Raw genomic sequence first — 17,873 nt, forward strand, 5'->3', positions numbered from 1 at the left:
TCGGGAAGAAGGTTGTCGATGAAGCAGCTCTGGATCGGATGAGCTTGAAAATCGGCCTTCATCCGCTGACGCTCTGCGTGGAGGCGCTGCGCAATCAGATCACCATATTGTCTGCGGTTCATCAAACACCTTTGCAAATTCAGATCCGCCGGGGCTATTTTTCGAAGAATGCACCGTCACCGACATTGGCCTTGCTTAGAAGGTGATAACGGTACGCATCGCGAGCCTCGAGCAGGTCGCAAATCGACAAGCTCGCAAAATTGTAATCGAGACCCAATCTCGTCATCTGGCCTCACCAACAAACTATGAGGGTCGGCCTTCACTCTTAAGAGTTGAATATAATCCCAATTTTATCAAAGCAAAGGCCGGATTGCCAGGGATTTCAAATGTGATCGAGTTTGCCAGCAAAGACCGGGAGAACGAGCCTCGCGACGCTCATAGCGAAGCTGGCCTTTTGAGAGACGATCTTCTTCGTTCGCTTCGGCAAAGCTGATCGGCCTTGGGTTCACTCTGCACGGCGATCTTCCAACGACACACCTTCGTCACGCTGCCTCCCCCACGACACGCGGATCGCCGACGCCACGGGCGCAGATCACGCCCGACAACTCACCGCCGCTGACATCAAGCACGAAACCGGCGTCGTCGCGCCGCAGGTGCGGCCTGGGTCTCGTAGGCGAGCTTGTGCAATGTTGGCGACCGGCACCATGCCCGCCGTCTTGAGCGGCGCCATCGCCGCAGTCATGAAATGGCGACTCACATTTGGGGCGCAGTACGGACCAAGTACCGCAAATTCGATCGCGCATCAGAAGCTGAGCACGGCGCGGGCCTGGATGCGCCAGGCGCCGGAGGGCGTGTCGGGTCCTGGGGAGAGCGCGGTCGCGGCGGTGACGGTCGAGGAGAAATTCGGGCCGATGCGATAGTCGAAGCCGAGGCCGATCGAGGACAGCGAGGTGCTGCGGTTGAAGAAGACGTCGCGGCCCCAGCCGACATCGGCAAGCAGGAACGGAGCCAGCGTGTCGTTGAAGCCCGGCCGTCGGGACGGACTGAACGAGGGCAGATACAGCGAGTTTCGCATCACGATGCCCTGGTCGACGGTGCCGTCCTCGGTCACATAGCCGCGCACCAGGTCGTTGCCGCCGAGGCCGATGCGCTCCGTATCGGGGAGCGGCCTCGCCGCCACCAGTGCCAGAACGTCGGTCTTCAGCGACCAGTCGGCAAGCGGCGTGATCCGGTTGTAGCTGAGGGTCGCGAAGGTGGTTCGGACATCGCTGACGCGACCGTTGGTGAACAAGCTCCAATCGGCCGCCGTATTATGTCCGAGCACGCCGCCGGGATTGCTCTTGAGCCTGATCTCGAAGCTGTTGCTGCCAAGTCCGTCGGTCCAGCGACCGGTCCAGCCGATCAACCATTGCGCGACCTCCGCCTGGCCGTCGGCCACATCGACCCCGGTGAAGAAGGTTGTCCGGTTCTGCCGCTTCAGCTCGATGCCGCCGAGCAGATCGCCGCGTCCCCATGGCAGGATATCGGAGAGCGCCTGGCGGTAGACCGCAGCGCCCTCGGTCGTGAGCGTCCTGATGCGAAAAGGCTCGGAAGGTCGCTCGTTGGTCTGCACGAAGTCGCCCGTCAGCTCCAGGCTTGAGCGCCAGCCCAGCGGGATGACGACTCGGGCTGCGGGACTGAAATATTTCGATTCGCCGACGTCACCAAAGGCTTGGCCTTGGGCCGACCAGAAGTTCTTGGAGCTCGTCAACTGGAACGAGGCATAGATGTCGTTGTAAGGAGCGGACAGGGACGTGAACGGCGCAGCAGCAGCACCGACGAAGACGCGATCGCGATCGGTCAATCGCGTGCCGCTGTTGGCATAGCCACCGAACACCTGCCACGGCAGCCTGGCTGTCTGCTGCAGCGTCAGATTGGTCTGGGCCAGATCCTTGCCAGGGCCGAACACCGCTTCGACCTGCCTGAATGGGTTGCGATTGGCCCAATCGAGGTCGGTCTCGAGCCGGCGTGCATCGACGAGTTCTCCGGGCGACGTGCGGATGCGCTGCGGCGGGAAATCAGCAGCTGGCGCGCCGCTCACGGCCACTTTGCCCACCTTGAACGCAATGACCCGGAGCTGAAGAACGCCGGTCGTCACCTCCTGGGGCGGAACGGTGATCGAGACGAACGGGTGACCTGCCTCGCGATAGGCGGCTGCAATCGCGGCCTGGATCTCGGACATGAGCTTGCGCGTCAGCGGCTGGCCGATGTAGCGATCGAGCCTGCTGGCGACCACAGCCGCGTCGATGCCTTCGATCCCCTCGACGGCTATTCCGGACGCTCTGGGCTTCTTCGCGATCGCGCCGGAGCCGGTCAGGGAGATGCCCCTGAGGTCGACCCCAAGGGGGCTCGCATCATCGGACTTCTGAAGATCCTGATCAATCCGGATGATCGGCGAGCGATGCGGTGGCTCGGGCGGCAGATAGCGCTCGACCGTGGGGACAGCCGTCTGCGCACGCGCGACCGAGTACGTCATCGACCCGGCCAGCAGGATCGCAATCCCGATCAATGCCTTGGCACGACTGCACGCCGATATCCGCGACAAGCTGCCGGCTCCACATGCGGCCATCATCTGCCTCGCGCCAAGTATCCGAATCAACGTTAGTGATGCAGGATGAGCCAGGTCGAGAAGCTTCCGGTTAACCGAACCTTGCGGCGCGTGCTTTCGTGGCCTGTGTGGCGTTCCTGATACAAAGTTTGCGCGCATGAATTGTAGTACCGCGACGATTGCGTCCGCCAGGTAGCAGACGCGCTTCGGCACGCCCACGCTTCTCACCTCCGGATTCAACGTGACAACGCCAGGGTGCGGTCGAATGCGCCGGGAAACCCTTTCAACGAGATCGGCAAGGTCATCTCCTTGCTGGTCTCGGCCGCGGTCACCTTGAGCTTGAGCGTCGTGCCCTTGCGGAGGGCGGTGACTGCCTTGCCATCGAAGCTCAGCGGCACGATGCAGCCTGCGGGCAGGCAGGTGCGGAATCGGAGCGTCGGCAGCAGCGCTCCGTCATCGACCTGCAGCGTCACGCCGGGGTCGAGCGCGAGCCCGAATGGCAGGACCAGGATGCCCTCTGCCCTGTCCGTCGCGGACGCGCTCAGCGTGAGCAGCAGCACGCGCTGCTTGCTTTGCGGGTCGCTTTGTTGCTGCGAGAGCGCGCAGCGCGACACGCCGCCCTGCGGCGCACAGGCCACCTGCCAATCCTGAAACGTCTCCTGAAGCGCGTTGGCGCCGCTCGGCAAGGTCGCGGGCGGGGGCGGTGGGGACTCGGTCTTGTCACTGGGGGGCTGAGCCGCAGCCATCTGAGGGAGCAGGCAACTCACCATGATCAGGGCGATCCGGCGGAGCTGCGATCCGCCAAGATCGGCTCTGCGCCTCGACCGGCTGGGAAGATTCGACGTCGTCATCGTCCTGCATTCGCTTCGGCTGTCATTCCAAACGTCCTTTCGCATGATCATGGCGCGGCAAATCTGACGTAGGGGCCGAGGTCGCGGTTGTCCGCATGGGGCAACCAGAGGCAGCTGCCCTGGCCGGAGATGCATGTGCTCCTTGACTGGCCGGAACGACCCTGGTTCGGGCTTCGCGTCAGGCTGGCGGTGGTCCACGCTGGCCGCGTCAGCATCGGCCGCGCATATGAGCCGAAAGTGGTCGGAAAATCGCGCGGAAGGACGACCGTGAAAGTGCCGCCGCGGTAGGTGAGCGTGTAGTTCGAGGATGCCGACAGCGTCCCTCGGCTGATGGCGTAGACGCCCGGCAACTCGCCCGGCGCCCGGGCGAGCTGACCGCTCAGCGCGTCATTGCCGACGAGACCACCCGAGCTGATCGTGTAGGTGAGCGGCGGATCGATCGCTCCGGCCAGCTTGCCCAGATCATTGGCCATGACCGTGATCGGTCGCGGGCTGATGGTGCCGGACACGGCGACCGACAGCGAGCCGATCGCGTAATTGGCGCTGCTCAGCGTCATGCCGGTGAGCGCAGCCACGCTCCGTGCGCCGGCATTGACGCTGTCATAGCTGCCGGACGTGTAGGAGAAGGATACGCTGTCGCCGTTGACGAGGTTGTTGGCGGCAGTGAGCGCTGCAGAACCGCCACTTGCTGCGGTACTTGCGTCGTAGATCTTGTCGATGCCCGCGATCACGGCGGTGCCGTTGAGCAGGCGCGGCGTCACCTGCAGATTGGCGCCGGTAAAGGTCAGCGCGTAGTTCGAGGATGCGGCGAGGCTGCCCCGGGTGATGGCGTAGCCGCCGACATTGCTCGTGGCATTGGCTGCGGTCGACAGCGCCCCGCTCAAGGCGTCGCCATTGACCAGGCCGGCGCCCCCGACCGTATAGCTCAGCGCAGGATTGGCATCGCCGTACGCCCGCGACGTCGCATCCGCGGCGACCGTGATCGATCGCGGCGTGACCTGAAGGTTGGCGCCAACGTAGGTCAGCGCGTAGTTCGATGACGCGGCGAGGCTGCCTTGCGTGATGGCGTAGCTGCCGACGTTGCTCGCCGTGTTGGCCGCGGTCGCCAGCACGCCGTTCAGCGTATCGCCATTGACCAGGCCGGCGCCCCCGACCGTATAGCTCAGCGCGGGATTGGCATCGCCATAGGCCCGCGACGTCGCATCGGCGGCGACCGTGATCGACCGCGGCGTGACCTGGAGGTTCGCGCCGACATAGGTCACCGCGTAATTGGAGGATGCCACGAGGCTGCCCTGGGTGATCGCATAAGCGCCCACGTTGCTCGTCGCGTTCGCTGCCGTGGCCAGCGCTCCGGTCAGCACATCGCCATTGACGAGACCTCCGCCACCAACGGCGTAGGTCAGTGTCGGATTGGCGTCGCCATAGGCGCGGCTCTGCGCGTCCGCCGACACCGTGATCGCGCGGGGTACAACCTTGACTGTACCGCTGTTCGACGCCGTGAAGGCGTAGCCGGCCGCCGAGCTCATGCCGGTCACGTCGACCTGGATGGTGTAGGGCGAGCTCGCGGCGTTGGCGGTGGCCGCAAATCCAGCCGATGTCAGCACCGGCGCGCCGGTGACCGCAGCGGCGCTGGTATCGACCGTGAAGGCACCGGCGACGGCAGCGGGGAATCCCGAAATGGTGTAGTTCGTCCCCAGGACCGGATTGGCCAGCGTCACCACGTCGCCATAGGTCTTGTCGGCGAGATCGAGCGAGGTCACGGTCAGCGCGGGATGGTTGGCAAAGACGTAGCGATTGCCGCTCTGGCCGACGCTGCCGGGAGGGAGCGACTGGATCGTCTGGCCGAAGATCGCGTCATTGGCGCTGTTCAGGCCGCCGAACGTGTCCTGCGCCGGCGCGCTGGAATAGATCAGCCACCGGCCGGAGCTCGCGGTGACCGCGCCGCTGCCCTGGTCGTTGATGAAGGCGCCCGCGGCCGACAGCACCGGGCTCGCCCCCGTGATGCCGGCGCCGCTCGCGATGGTGAGGTCGCCCGAGGTCGTCAAGGTCACCGCAGCGGACGTAGTCACGCCGACGATCGCACTGCCACCCGGCAGTTGACCGCTGCTGCCGACGGAGAGGCTGGCCGCGTCGTTGAAACTCACCGTGGCGGCATCCGCGGCGATGGTGGCGACCTGGTTGGCCGCGTTGAGATCGAAGCTGCCCTGGCGCAGCACCAGCGTGCCGGCAGTCAAGCCCGCGGTCTGGGTCAAGCTGCCGCTGCCATCGAGCACGAGCGTGCCGGTGACGGACAGGGCCTGGTCGAGCGCGAAGGTCGGGCTGGCAAAGCTGATCTGCCGGTTGGGGAGGATGAGACCCGTAACCGGCGAAGCGCTGCCGGCCGCCGCAGCGAAGGCCGTTTCGAGAGCGGACAACGCGCTGGTGCTCGCGCCGGCATGATCGATTCGCCAGCCGCCATGGAGATCGAGATTGGGCAGCGTGGTGACGGCGCCGGTGGCAGCGGCGGTGGTGAAGCTGACGGCGTCGCTGGCGCCGGGGCCGCTGCCGGCCCGCGTATAGGTGACGACGCCCTGATTGTTGCCGAGCGTGCCCCCCGGCAATGCGACGTAGTAATAGCCGTTGGCGCCGGTCGAGACGGTCGCAAGCGTCGACCCGCCGGCGGCGGCGGAGACGAAGTTGGCCCCGCTTGCGGTCGAGGCCAGCGCCGTCGTGCCGGCGTCCTGATAGGCAAAGCCCGAGATCGCCTGCACGCCGTTCGGGTAGAACGTCTTCAGATAGGGATAGAGCCCGGCGCCGCTTCCCCACAGCGTGGGATCGAGACCGGATGGCAGCAGGCCGCTCTGCAGCTGCGCCGTGGTGAGGCCGGTGCCGCCGGCACTGCTGGCCTGCCCGGTGGTGTCCTTGTCCCAATAGCTGCTCTGGACGAGGCCACCGGTGTCGGTTCCGACCAGCCCGCCGACAAGGTTGATGCCGCTGACTGCGCCGGTGGCGCTGCTGGTCCGCACGGTGCCGGCATTCCTGCCAACGAGGCCGCCGATATTGGTGTCACCCGAGACGGTCCCTGATGCGATGCTGGCCTGGACGGTCCCATGATTGACGCCGATCAGCCCGCCAATGGTGGTGTCTCCACTGACACGCGCGGAGGTGGTGCTGGTCTGCACCAGGCCGTTGTTGTCTCCAACCAGGCTGCCGACAAAAACGAGGCCGGAGACGCTGCCGCCGATGACGTTGATGTTGGATACCGTGCCGGTGAGATCGCCAACCAGACCGACCCAGACATTGTTGCCGCCGTCGATGGTGAGATTGCTGATGCCGTGTCCGAGGCCGTCGAGCCTGCCGCCGAAGGGAGTGGGCGGCGTCTGGCCGATGCCGCCTGCGATCACACCGGTCGTGTAGGTCTTGCCCGAAGCATCGAGGCTGGTGGCCAGCGCATAGTTGCCGGCGAGATTGCTGTTGACGGCTTCGACGTCGCTCATGCCGTAGAGCAGCGTGTAGCTCTGGCCGTTGAGCGAGAATGTGCCGCCCTTGTTGGTCGAGCCATAATCGATCGAGGCGCCCTGCGCGAAGGTCAACCCGGTCGAGCTGATCGTCGCGATCGGCTGCGCGTTGATCACGACGCTGCCGGCGCCAGTGATGCTGACCGTGCTGTTGATCGCGACCGCGCCGGCATCGGCGGTCAGCGTCAGCGCGTTGGCGCCCTCCAGCGTAACGGGAGCCGCAACGGTCAGATTGCCGGTGGTGGCCTCGATGACGAGGCTCTTCGTGAGATCGAGCGGCTGATCGACGGTGAAGCCGCCGCCGGTCGCCCTGAGATAGGTGGGAAGTCCGGACACGAAGGTCGTTGCCGGGCTGCTGGCACCGGCGATGCCGCCGATCTGGCTCGGCGTTGCAATCTGCACCGAGGAGAACGCAGTCTGCGCGGTCGTGATGCCGAGATAGCCGCCATAGACGTTGAGGCTGGGCACCGTCGTGACGGGACCGGTCGCGGCGGTGGTGGTGAAGCTGACGGCATTCTTGGCGCCCGGGCCAGAGCCGGCGGTGGTGTAGACGACGACGCCCTGATTGTTGCCGAGCGTGCCCCCCGGCAATGCGACGTAGTAATAGCCGTTGGCGCCGGTCGAGACGGTCGCAAGTGTCGACCCGCCGGCGGCGGCAGAGACGAAGTTGGCCCCGCTTGCGGTCGAGGCCAGCGCAATGGTGCCGCCGTCCTGATAGGCGATGCCGGAGATCGCCTGCACGCCGTTCGGGTAGAACGTCTTCAGATAAGGATAAAGCCCGGCGCCGCTTCCCCACAGCGTGGGATCGAGACTGGATGGCAGCGCGCCGCTCTGCAGCTGCGGAGTGGTGAAGCCAGTGCCGCCGGCGCTGGTCGTCTGCCCGCTGGTGTCCTTGTCCCAATAGCTGCTCTGGACCACACCCGCGTCCCGCCCGGCCAGTCCGCCGACAAAGTTGATGCCGCTGACTGCACCGGTGGCGCTGCTGGTCCGTACGGTGTCGGCATTCCTGCCAACGAGGCCGCCGACAAAGGTATCACCCGAGACGGTCCCTGATGCGATGCTGGCCTGGACGGTACCATGATTGACGCCGATCAGCCCGCCAATGTCGAAGTCTCCACTGACACGCGCGGAGCTGATGCTGGCCTGGACGGTACCACGATTGATCAGCCCGTTGACGCCGACCAGCCCGCCAATGTCGCTGTCTCCACTGACACGCGCGGAGCTGGTACTGGTCTGCACCAGGCCGTCGTTGGTTCCCACCAGGCTGCCGACATCAGCGAGGCCGGAGACGCTGCCGCCGATGACGTTGATGTTGGATACCGTGCCGGTGAGATAGCCAACCAGGCCGATCCAGGCGTTGTTGCCGCCGTCGATGGTGAGATTGCTGATGCCATGGCCGAGCCCATCGAGCTGTCCGCTGAAAGGAGTCGGCAGCGCCGAGATTCCGAGGATTCCCGCGATCACCGCCATGTTGTAGGTGCGGCCTGAGGCATCGAGGCTGGTGGCCAGCGCATAATTGCCGGCGAGGTTGTTGTTGACGGCTTCGACGTCGCTCATGCCGTAGAGCAGCGTGTAGCTCTGGCTGTTGAGCGAGAACGTGCCGCCCTTGTTGGTGGCGCCGTAGTCGATCGAGGCGCCCTGCGCGAAGGTCAACCCGGTCGAGCTGATCGTCGCGATCGGCTGCGCGTTGATCACGACGCTGCCGGCGTCGGTCACGCTGACCGTGCTGTTGATCGCGACCGCGCCGCTGCCATTGCCGCTGCTGCCGGCATTCAGCGCGAGCGTACCGGAGTCGAGCGTGACGGGCGCGGCGATCGTGACGTTGCGATAGGCATTCAGTGTCAGCTTGGCGTTGCCGCTCCAGCCGATTGCGCTGGTGACGGCAATGTCGCCCGAACCACCGCTGCCCGAGACCGTCGTCTGTTCCGTGACGTCGGTGCCGGCATTGAGGGCAGCGCTGATGCTTGCGGCAAGCGTCGCGTCGACGACGAGATCATCCGGGTCGAGCAGCCAGTTGCCGCCTTTGCCTGCATCGACGCGTCCGGTGACGGCCAGCGCATGTCCGGAAGTTTCGACGAAGCCGCCGCCGACACCTGTGGCGCTGATCGTGCCGGAGAGCGACGTCAGGCCGTTCGACCAGACAACGACGTGGCCGCCAGTTCCGCTCGTGCCGTCGGCAAGGACCGTGGCGCCGGCATCGATGGTCGTGGTCTGCGCGCTCGCCACGGGACGATCCAGGAATTTGAGCTCCGGATCGGCGCCGCCGCCGCGATCGCCGCCGATCAGCACGGTGCCGCCGCTGGTGCCGGAGGCATCGATCGCGGCTGATGACGTGAGTTGGACGTCGCCCCCCGTGATCACGACCGTGCCCCCGGAGCCGTCCTGGCCGCGCGCGACGACCAGGCCGCCGACGGTCACGCTGTCGCCTTCGATGACGATGTCGCCCCCGCTGAAGGATCGGCCGGCCTTGGTCGTCGTGGCGGAAGGCGAGGTGACACGTCGTGCCACGAGCTTCTGCGTCGCGACGACCGAGCCGCCCTGTGCGGTCAGAAAGATCCGGCCGCCCTTGCGGGACACACCAGTCGCCTTGACCACGCCACCCGTATTGCCGGCCAGCGCATAGACATTGCCGCCATTGGCCCGCAACTCGACTTCGGCGGCGCGGATGGCACCTCGATTTAAGACGAGGCCGTCCTGCGCGGGCAGCCGCACCGAGACCTTGCCGTTGCCAAGCGAGCCGTCGCTGATCACGACCTCGCTGCCTGAGGCCATTGCCACGGTGCCGTTCTTCGCCGACAGCGCGCCGTCGTTCTGCACTTGGCGAGCGATCAGCACCACGTCGCCATGGGAAGACCCGATCTTGCCGAGATTGACCACCGAGGCCTTGCTCGTTCCGCCGAAGGTCTGCTCGCCGCCATTGAGAAAATTGGTATCCTGAATATCCAGCGTGGAGCCTACGAAGCTGCCTCCGGTCTTGATCACACCGGTCGGGCCGACCACGATGCCGGCCGGATTGACCAGATAGACGCTGCCGGTCGCCGTCAGCGTGCCGTCGATCGAGGACGGCACATTGCCGGTCACCCGGTTGAGGGTCGCGCCAGCGCCGTTGTTGAACTGCACCTGGTAGTTCTGGCCGATCGAGAAGCTCGACCAGTTGATGATCGCATTCGAGCTCGACTGGGTGACCACGAGGCTGTTCGCACCGGAGACACCGATCGTCGCTGCACCTTGAGTCACGGTGCCACCGGTCGGCAGCGGATCGGCCGATGCTGGGACTTTGAAGATGGCCACCGAGGACAGCAGAGCTGCCGTCAGCGTTCTCAATCGGGTACCCTGCACGCACCTCTCCCCAGACGCAGACGCCCCTCGGCCCGCACGTTCAAGTCGGTTCTCCTGACCGGCAATCCACTGGTGCGCAGCAAACAGCTTCGGCTGCCGTTCGGGAGAGCGGCTCGATTCAACTTAGTTGGGAGCAGGCGGAAGTCCTCAAAGAACTCTCAAAATTTGCCGCTCCCGTATCGTATCAAGCCCATTGCGCCAGCCGCGTGACCGGCGCGCCTCGTGCGAAGACGTGCAAGAGGCGGTACAAAAAAATCGTCACGGGAAAATTCGCCACCTATTGAACCGTCTGCCGGCCCTTCGGCTGAGCCGGCAGACCAGCCGCGAGGCTGGCCTGCAGAGCGAGTGCGGGTTCGATTTCGGGCAGCTCGGGACTTGCTGACAATCCGACGAGCGCCGGCCCAAGCACCGCATGGGCCTCGGCGCGACGTCCAGTGCCGGCGAGCCGTTGCGCAAGCGAAAAGGCCGCTCGCAGCGTGTAGCTTCGGGCTTGCTGCCGCTGCGCCGCGAGAAGCGCCGCCCGCAGCGCACCCTCCCCTGCATCCGCTGTGGCCGGACCGTTTGCCAGCAGGATCTCGCCGTGCAGACGATGCAGTTCGGCGACATACCAGAGTTCGCCGGCCTGTTCCGCGGTCTTCAGAGCCGTCTCGATCGAGCGGAGAGCGTCCTCGATCTGCCCGACCTCACATTCCGCCCGCGCACGCAGCGACAGCGACCAGGGCAGACCGAGCGTCTGGCCGTAGGCGCACTGCTTGTCGATGGCGCGCCTGAGCTCATCGAGCGTGCCGTCGCGTTCGCCCGTGCCCCAGCGCGATGCCGCGCGGCAGACCTCGGCGTATGCAATGTGCCGCAGGCCGTGCTCGCGGCACAGCGCAACATGCTGCGGGGAGCGCAGCGCAGCCGCCGTTGCATGGCCGCGGACCAGATCCATGATGAGATGGTACATCGTGACGTACACCATCGTCAGGACGTTCCCGCTTTCCGTCGCGCGCGCAACCGCGTGCTCCCGCAGCCGTCTCGCGCGATCGAGGTCGCCCTCGCACCACAGCGTCGCGGCCAGCATCATCGAGGCCGCCGCGTCGAGATCGGGACCGAAGCGCGGATCATGGCCGCGTTCTCCGATCGCGAGGGCCTGTTCGAGCTCAGCCCTGGCGCCAGAGAAGTCGGCGCGGTGCCACAGCGTCGTGCCCACGATCCGATGGGCAACCGCAGTCACGTCTGGCCGTGCGCCGCTCCTTGCATCACGCATGAAGGCGTCGGCCGTCTCGCCGGCATAGGTGATTTGCGCAAAGACCAGACTGCTGGCCCACAGCCCGTAATAGGTGGAGAGCCGCTCCGACAGGTCGTCGAGCTCGGCGGCGAGTTCGCGGGCGCGAGCAAATGCCTCGACCGTCTCCTCGATCGATCTCGCCCACAGCAGGGCCTGACCGTGCGCGATGTACAGCCTGACACGAAGGCTGCTCGAGGCCCAGCCAGCGCCGGTCCGAGCTGCACCGTCGGCCACCTCGATCGCCTGGCGCAGATGCACGATGGCCTCTTCGAGAGCAACACGCCGCGTCGCAATGTCGGCGGCCTGCCCCCAGAGCATGACCGCGTCCTGCAGAGATCCGGCCTCGAAGCGATGGCGCGCGACGATCTCCGGCGGAGTGCCGCCGAGATCGGCTTGCTGCACACGAAGCACGTCCGCCACGCGCCGATGCAGCCCTCGCCGCGCCTCGCGCGGGAGCGTGGCGTAGGCAGCATCCTGGACCAGCGCGTGCCTGAAGAGGAACGTCAGATGCGGTGGTCCGGCATCCCGCGTCACGAGGCCGCTCTCGACCAACCGGTCGAGCATCGCGTTCAACTTGCCTGCCTCCCACCCGGTGACAGCGGCAACGAGTTCAGAGGAGAACTCGCGCCCGATCACGGCTCCGACTTGCGCCAATTCCCGCGCTGGGCCGAGCCGGTCGATGCGGGCGAGCAGCGAGCCCAACAACGTCGGCGGCACCGGCATCGGCGAAGCCGTCGGCGCCGGTCGTGGACGTGACGGCGGCACGCCTGCCCCGGTGGCTGCCCGAGTCAGCTCCTCCAGGAACAACGGCACGCCGTCACCCCGCGTGACGAGTTGCTCGGTCACTTCGTCGGTCAATCGTGCGGGTCCCGCGATCTGGCCGATCAGCGTCCGGCATTCACCAGCGGTCAGCCGATTCAATGCCAGCTGCGTCAAATGCCCTGCCTTCGTCCAGGGCGGTTTGAATTCGGGACGGAATGTCAGCATCATCAGCACGGGCAAGCGCGCCAGACCGGGAATGATCCTGCCCAGCACCTCCAGGCTGCTCGGATCGATCCATTGCAGATCCTCGAAAATGATGATCAACGGCTGCCGCCGGGACTCGTTCTCGATGTAGCTGATGAGCGACCCGATCGTGTGGTCACGCCGCTCCTGAGGCGTTCCCTGAAACGGCGGATATCGGTCGTTCGCCGGGATCGCCAGCAACTCGGCGAGCCGGGCCCGCTGATCGGCTCGCGACTGCACCAGCAGCGCATCGAGCCTGTCCAGGTGGCGCGACGGTTCGCCGGCTTCGATGAGGCCGGCCGCGCGCATGAGCTGGCGGATGAACGGATAAAGTGAACTGCTCGAATGCTGCGGCGAGCAGGAATACTGGACGACGGCGTGACGTTCGCCTGCGACCCGATCCAGTTGCGCGCGGGCCAATCGGGACTTGCCGATGCCCGGCTCGCCCGAGATCATCACGACCTGCCCGTCGCCACCAACGGCGCGTCGCCACGCGCGGCGCAGCAGCTCGGTCTCCACGCGGCGCCCGACCAACGGCGCCAACGCAGCCCCGCGCAGCGCCTCGAAGCGGCTGTCGACCTCGCTGGCATTCACCACCTGCCATGCCTCGACCGGCTCCGTGGCATTGTCGAGTTGCACCGGCTTGGCAGCCCGGCATTCGAACAAGTCGCCGGCCAGCCGACGCGTTCGGTCATCAATCAGCACGCGGCCGGTCGGAGCCTGCGCCATCAGCCGTTTAGCAAGATGCGGCGTCGCACCCACGGCGTCGAGCTGCGTCGCTTCGCGGCTGGTCCTCTCGGCCATCAGCACCATGCCGCTCGCGACGCCGATACGCATACGCGGCGCCGGGCTTGCTGAATCCATCGCACCCGCGCCGACCGACAACATCGACATCTCCGCAATCATGTCGAGGCCGGCACGTACCGCGTTTTCCGCATCGTGCTCGCCGGCAAGCGGATAGCCAAAGTAGATCTGCACGCCGTCGTCCAGCTTCCGTGCGACATGACCGTGATATCGGACCGCGATCGCGGTGCATCGATCGAAGCAGTCGGCCACCGCAACTTGCAGGTCCTCGGGATCCAGCGAGGCCGACAGCGCGGCAAGGTCGACCCATTCACCGGCGAGAATCGTCAGCTCACGCCGTTCGAGCCCGCCGGCCCCGGCTGATCGCCAGCCTTCTTTCGCCGGGGGGTGCCGCGCGGCATCGATCGCGGCAACGGCCGAGCCGGCCGGCGGCTCGCTCGCGGTGCCGGATGGCGATGACAGCGACACCGGCGCCGCGAACACATAGCCGCGTCGCGCCACGGTCTTGATCATCTGCTGGGCGTGATCACCGAGCGCCGACCGGATCTCGCTGATGCACTGCGTCAGCGATCCGTCGCTGACGGTGACGCGCGGCCACACCGCATCCATGATCTCGTTCTTGCGAACAAGACGCCCGGCATTGCCAACCAGATAGCAGAGAACCTCGAAGGTCTTTGGGCGAAGCTCGATTTCACCTCTCGGATCGAACAGGCCTCCCCACCGCAGGTCAAGCTCAAATCGGTCGAACCGGAACTTCGGGCGTTCGTCCGGACACATCAGGCGGTTCACCATATGATCGGTGTTGCGACGTCGGCGGGGTGCCTACCTCCCAAGACCGATCCGAGACAGACAAATGTGCCTTCGCTCGAAGATGGGCATCGACTGATGCGCATCTTCCTATTCCGCGCGGCGACGCGCAAGAGCCGAGTTCCATCGAACGCAAGTACGATCAACGATACAACTTATGCATGCATGACATTTTGATTCCATGCCCGCGCCCTTGCGGCCGCCCATCTCCGTCCCAGCCTCCGACTGCGACGCGGTCGATGCGTCAGTCGCAGACCGACGGCACGCCATCGCCGGCTTAGTTCGTGACGGTCCCGACCACACGGCCAGCGGGACCGTCGACACTGCAGGCCGCGCCCAACGGGTTGGCAGGCCCAGGTCCAAAACGTCCCGTGGGGGTCTGGCAAAACCGGCCGGTTGCATCTGCGGGATGCGCTGCCTCTGTTGATGGGTACACCGCAGTTGCGCTGCCGGGAGACGATCCCGGCGCCTGCTCCAGTTGCCGCTTCACGCCGTCCTTGGGTACAACGGCGTCCAGCCTCGACTCCAAACCGATCGCGATGTCGCTGAGAAAGCTGCCGGCCAATCGAATCCTGCCCGGCGCCCCCCCCCTGTTCTGCCGCCAAGGCGGGAGAGACGATCGCCATCGGACTATGCGCACTCGCCGGCTTGGCCGGCACCGGATTGTTGATGAAAGACGTCACCAGAGCCGCCGCCGCAACCCCCAGCTGCACGAGCGCAAGTGGTTGCTGCACGCCGCTGTTCAATGCCGCGATCAACCCGCCGATCACCAGGAGCCCGAACACGCGGATTGCCTATTCGATGTAAATGCCGGGCGACATCGCGCCGAGGTCGTTGATGATGGGAGCAAGATCAACGGTCACCATGCTGACCAGCACCGGCAGGATTCCGCCCAACGCTCCGAGAAAGGACACCTGCGTGCGCGTCATTTTGTTCTTCCGATACTTCAGAGATCACAACAAGATGACCAAGCCGGCATCGTCGCGATCTTCTAGACAAGCGCAACTACATACGCGCCAACAGCTTCTCCACGGCCACAACTCTCCGCGGTCATAAAGCCGGGGCGACGATTGATAAATCCCTATGCCCCGTGGCAGCTCTTCCTACTCGTCGCTCAACTTTGAGAGTTCTTTGATGAATCCTGAAGAGTTCTTCGAGGATTTCTTATCCACCCTCCCGTACACTAACCGACACCAATTTGAGATTGACTGTCTGAGCATACAAGTCTCCTGCCGGACGCGAACACTCGAAACACCGACGCAAGAAGCAACAAGGCTTGATCTTTCATCCTGAAAGAATCAGGACGAACAACAATCTTTGACACGTGGATGGAGGATAAATTACCGAGCATACAAGAACGAAAAGATACGAAAATAAGCGCTCCGAAGTGGAGGAGGCTCGAAAAATCGCACAAAAAACCTACAAACTTCGACACCGTTCAAGGCAATTCCTCCTGCACATTCTTTAATGTCAGTGCCTTATTGAATGTCACGGCGACTGCACGCCTACAACATCCCCAGCCGGCGCGAAAATTGTGATCGACTGTGGCCTAGACTGGTCGACAATGCAGACAGCATCTGCTGTCTGAGCAGCGCGAAAAAGCAAAATGTTCCTGGCCGGCCAGCCAGACCTCGACTCTATCCTCATCACTCACCCAGAAAGCGGCCACATGAATTAGCCGCCACACGAACAAGACGACGGTGCTGCTCGCGGCGGTCAACGTTCAACATATCAGCAAAGCGTACTCGGGGCGGCATGTTGCAACGTAACAAAAACCGATCTCTCGCTGCTGCGCCGACGCAGGCAAGGTTCAGCGATACCAACGTGCCCTCGATCGAGGCCGGCTCCTACAGCCTGACCACGCAACTGATCGTCGAGCTCAACCAGGAGCAGGTTTCCGGCTCCCCCTTCTCACTACAAAGCACATTCACCGTTGCCGGTGAACGCTTCGCGCTGAACCCGGACGAAATAGCAGGCCTGTTCCCGGCGGCGAGCGCGAACGGGGATTTCGGGACCTGCCTTCCCCATCTGCTGCTCGGACGCACCACCCTTCCGTGGGAGCGCTCGCCCTATGTCGACGGCGGAGCGGCGCCGGCGGATGCTTCCTGGCTTGCCGTGTTAGTCTTCGCCCAGGCGGAGACCCCGATCGTCCAGAGCGTTACGGCCGGCTCGTTATCGACCGCATCAACGGCCAGTCCGTGGCATCCCGCTTATCCGCTCGAGGAAGGACAGCTGGCGACCGACATCGTTTTGGTTATCGATGTCCCTGTTGCCACTGCTGAGGCGACCATGCCCACATCGGCGGAGCTGCCGCTCATTGCGCATGTGCGCGAGGGGCTCGACAGCAAGGACCAGGTCGTCAGCCAGCAGGCGGTTGTGCTGGGCAATCGCCTGGTCCCATCAACCGGCCTCAGCACGTTCTTCCTAGTCTCGCTGGAAGGGCGCTACACCGATGACGGCTTCGACCTCCGGGGGGCAGGACCGGAGGATTTGATGCGGCTGATCGTGCTTAAGCACTGGACGGCGACGTCCGATCCGTCCGCTTACGATTTCAGCGCGATGATGGCAGCCTTGTCCCAGTCGGACCTGCTGCCTGTGATCCCGAACACCGCCATCAACAACCCGGTGGCACTCGCGCGACTGCAGGAAGGCTTCGTCGCACTTCCCTATGCGATGCGGGACGGATCGCAAATGCCCGCCTGGTATCGGGGACCGCTGCTGCGGGGCGCGAATCGGGGCCGGCTGCCTACTGCCTTGCCCGTCCTCAGCCCGGACGCCTTGCTCTCTTATCAGCAGGATGTTGCCTTCTTCGACGTCACTTATGCTTCGGCCTGGTCGCTCGGTCGGGCCTTGATGCTGGCCTCGCCCACCGTCGCGGCAAGTCTCTACGCGTGGAAGGTCGCCCGGGACCAGAACGCGGCCCTTCGCGTCGCGTTGCCGCGTCGGCCGCATCTGCGCACATCGATTCGAACGCCGCGATCGGAGCAAGCGCTGCTGCCGCCGGACGTGCTCGACTGGCTCGCCGACCTTTCCCGTCTGCACAACCTGCCTTTTGCCTACCTCGTCCCCGACGCCGACATGCTTCCGGCCGAGTCGATCCGTTTCTTCACGCTCGACAGTTGCTGGCTCCGGGCCCTGTTCGACGGCGCGCTCAGCGTCGGCCGGGTTACCGCGGCGGACACGTATGCCGATGATGCGATTCCGATACCGCCCGAGCTCATCTCGCCATGCAGCGGCTTCATTATACGATCAGCCGTCGCCGCCGCTTTTCCCAATCTGTCGGTGACAGGCTATGAATCGATTCCGACCGGTAGGGGCACGAGCGCAGGCTCGCCTTTGCAGATTCGCCGGCAGGAACTGCTCGGCGCCAATGTCCTGATCTGCCTGTTCGACGGGACAATCGCCGCGGTCGACATCCAGCCTGCACCGGAAGTGCTTCACTCCGGTATCGACGAAATCGGCGGTGCCGCCGTTAAGCTCCTCCGCAATCCGGCGAACGGAGAGATCGAGCCCGCCAAGAGCGTCGCTCCTTTGCCCTGGCGCGGCGCCGAGGCAGGCGGAGTCCTCAGCCTGTCGACACTGTGCGCGGACATGGCGCAGGTGCTCGGGGGTCCGCCGCTAACCAATTCCGGCTTCGCGCTGCAGATGATCCAGTCGGAATTCTGCGCACGGCTCCTGATCACAGACCCGGAAAAGGGCCAATGAGTCTACTC

The 17,873-nt window shown here is 64.9% G+C and carries 7 protein-coding genes and 1 pseudogene; 2 read left to right on the top strand and 6 right to left on the bottom strand.

Features of this window, described 5'->3' with window-relative positions:
• On the top strand, positions 1-206 hold a 206-nt coding region (locus tag ACQR1I_RS36610), incomplete at its 5' end, for a hypothetical protein (protein WP_434871167.1).
• Positions 207-802: 596 nt separating this feature from the next.
• Here the strand turns inward: ACQR1I_RS36610 and ACQR1I_RS36615 are convergent.
• From ACQR1I_RS36615 to ACQR1I_RS36640, 6 genes and pseudogenes are all read right to left on the bottom strand, one after another.
• Positions 803-2,584: a ShlB/FhaC/HecB family hemolysin secretion/activation protein gene (locus ACQR1I_RS36615; RefSeq protein ID WP_434871166.1), complete on the bottom strand. Its 1,782-nt coding sequence runs from the start codon at positions 2,582-2,584 to the stop codon at positions 803-805.
• A gap of 239 nt (positions 2,585-2,823) precedes the next feature.
• Complete coding sequence (locus tag ACQR1I_RS36620) at positions 2,824-3,438, bottom strand: invasion associated locus B family protein (protein WP_434871165.1); 615 nt, start codon at positions 3,436-3,438, stop codon at positions 2,824-2,826.
• Between the two features lie 47 nt (positions 3,439-3,485).
• Positions 3,486-10,274 (bottom strand): MBG domain-containing protein, encoded by a 6,789-nt coding sequence (locus ACQR1I_RS36625; RefSeq protein ID WP_434871164.1) that lies wholly within the window; start codon positions 10,272-10,274, stop codon positions 3,486-3,488.
• Positions 10,275-10,551: 277 nt separating this feature from the next.
• Complete coding sequence (locus ACQR1I_RS36630; protein ID WP_434888989.1) at positions 10,552-13,836, bottom strand: AAA family ATPase; 3,285 nt, start codon at positions 13,834-13,836, stop codon at positions 10,552-10,554.
• Positions 13,837-13,890: 54 nt separating this feature from the next.
• Positions 13,891-14,145: pseudogene (locus ACQR1I_RS36635) on the bottom strand (winged helix-turn-helix domain-containing protein); the annotation flags it as partial.
• A gap of 809 nt (positions 14,146-14,954) precedes the next feature.
• Positions 14,955-15,089, bottom strand: a complete 135-nt coding sequence (locus ACQR1I_RS36640) for a hypothetical protein (RefSeq protein ID WP_434871162.1) — start codon at positions 15,087-15,089, stop codon at positions 14,955-14,957.
• 826 nt (positions 15,090-15,915) lie between these two features.
• On the opposite strand from ACQR1I_RS36640, the gene ACQR1I_RS36645 reads away from it, so the two are divergent.
• Positions 15,916-17,865, top strand: coding sequence for a hypothetical protein (locus tag ACQR1I_RS36645; RefSeq protein WP_434871161.1), 1,950 nt, complete (start codon positions 15,916-15,918; stop codon positions 17,863-17,865).
• Positions 17,866-17,873 lie beyond the last annotated feature (8 nt).

This window comes from Bradyrhizobium sp. HKCCYLS2038 (genome assembly GCF_051167655.1).
GTDB lineage: Bacteria > Pseudomonadota > Alphaproteobacteria > Rhizobiales > Xanthobacteraceae > Bradyrhizobium.

Coding starts and splice junctions, on each gene's coding strand:
- ACQR1I_RS36640 (WP_434871162.1), bottom strand. CDS start 15,089: ATGACGCGCACGCAGGTGTCCTTTCTCGGAGCGTTGGGCGGAATCCTG.
- ACQR1I_RS36645 (WP_434871161.1), top strand. CDS start 15,916: ATGTTGCAACGTAACAAAAACCGATCTCTCGCTGCTGCGCCGACGCAG.
- ACQR1I_RS36620 (WP_434871165.1), bottom strand. CDS start 3,438: ATGACGACGTCGAATCTTCCCAGCCGGTCGAGGCGCAGAGCCGATCTT.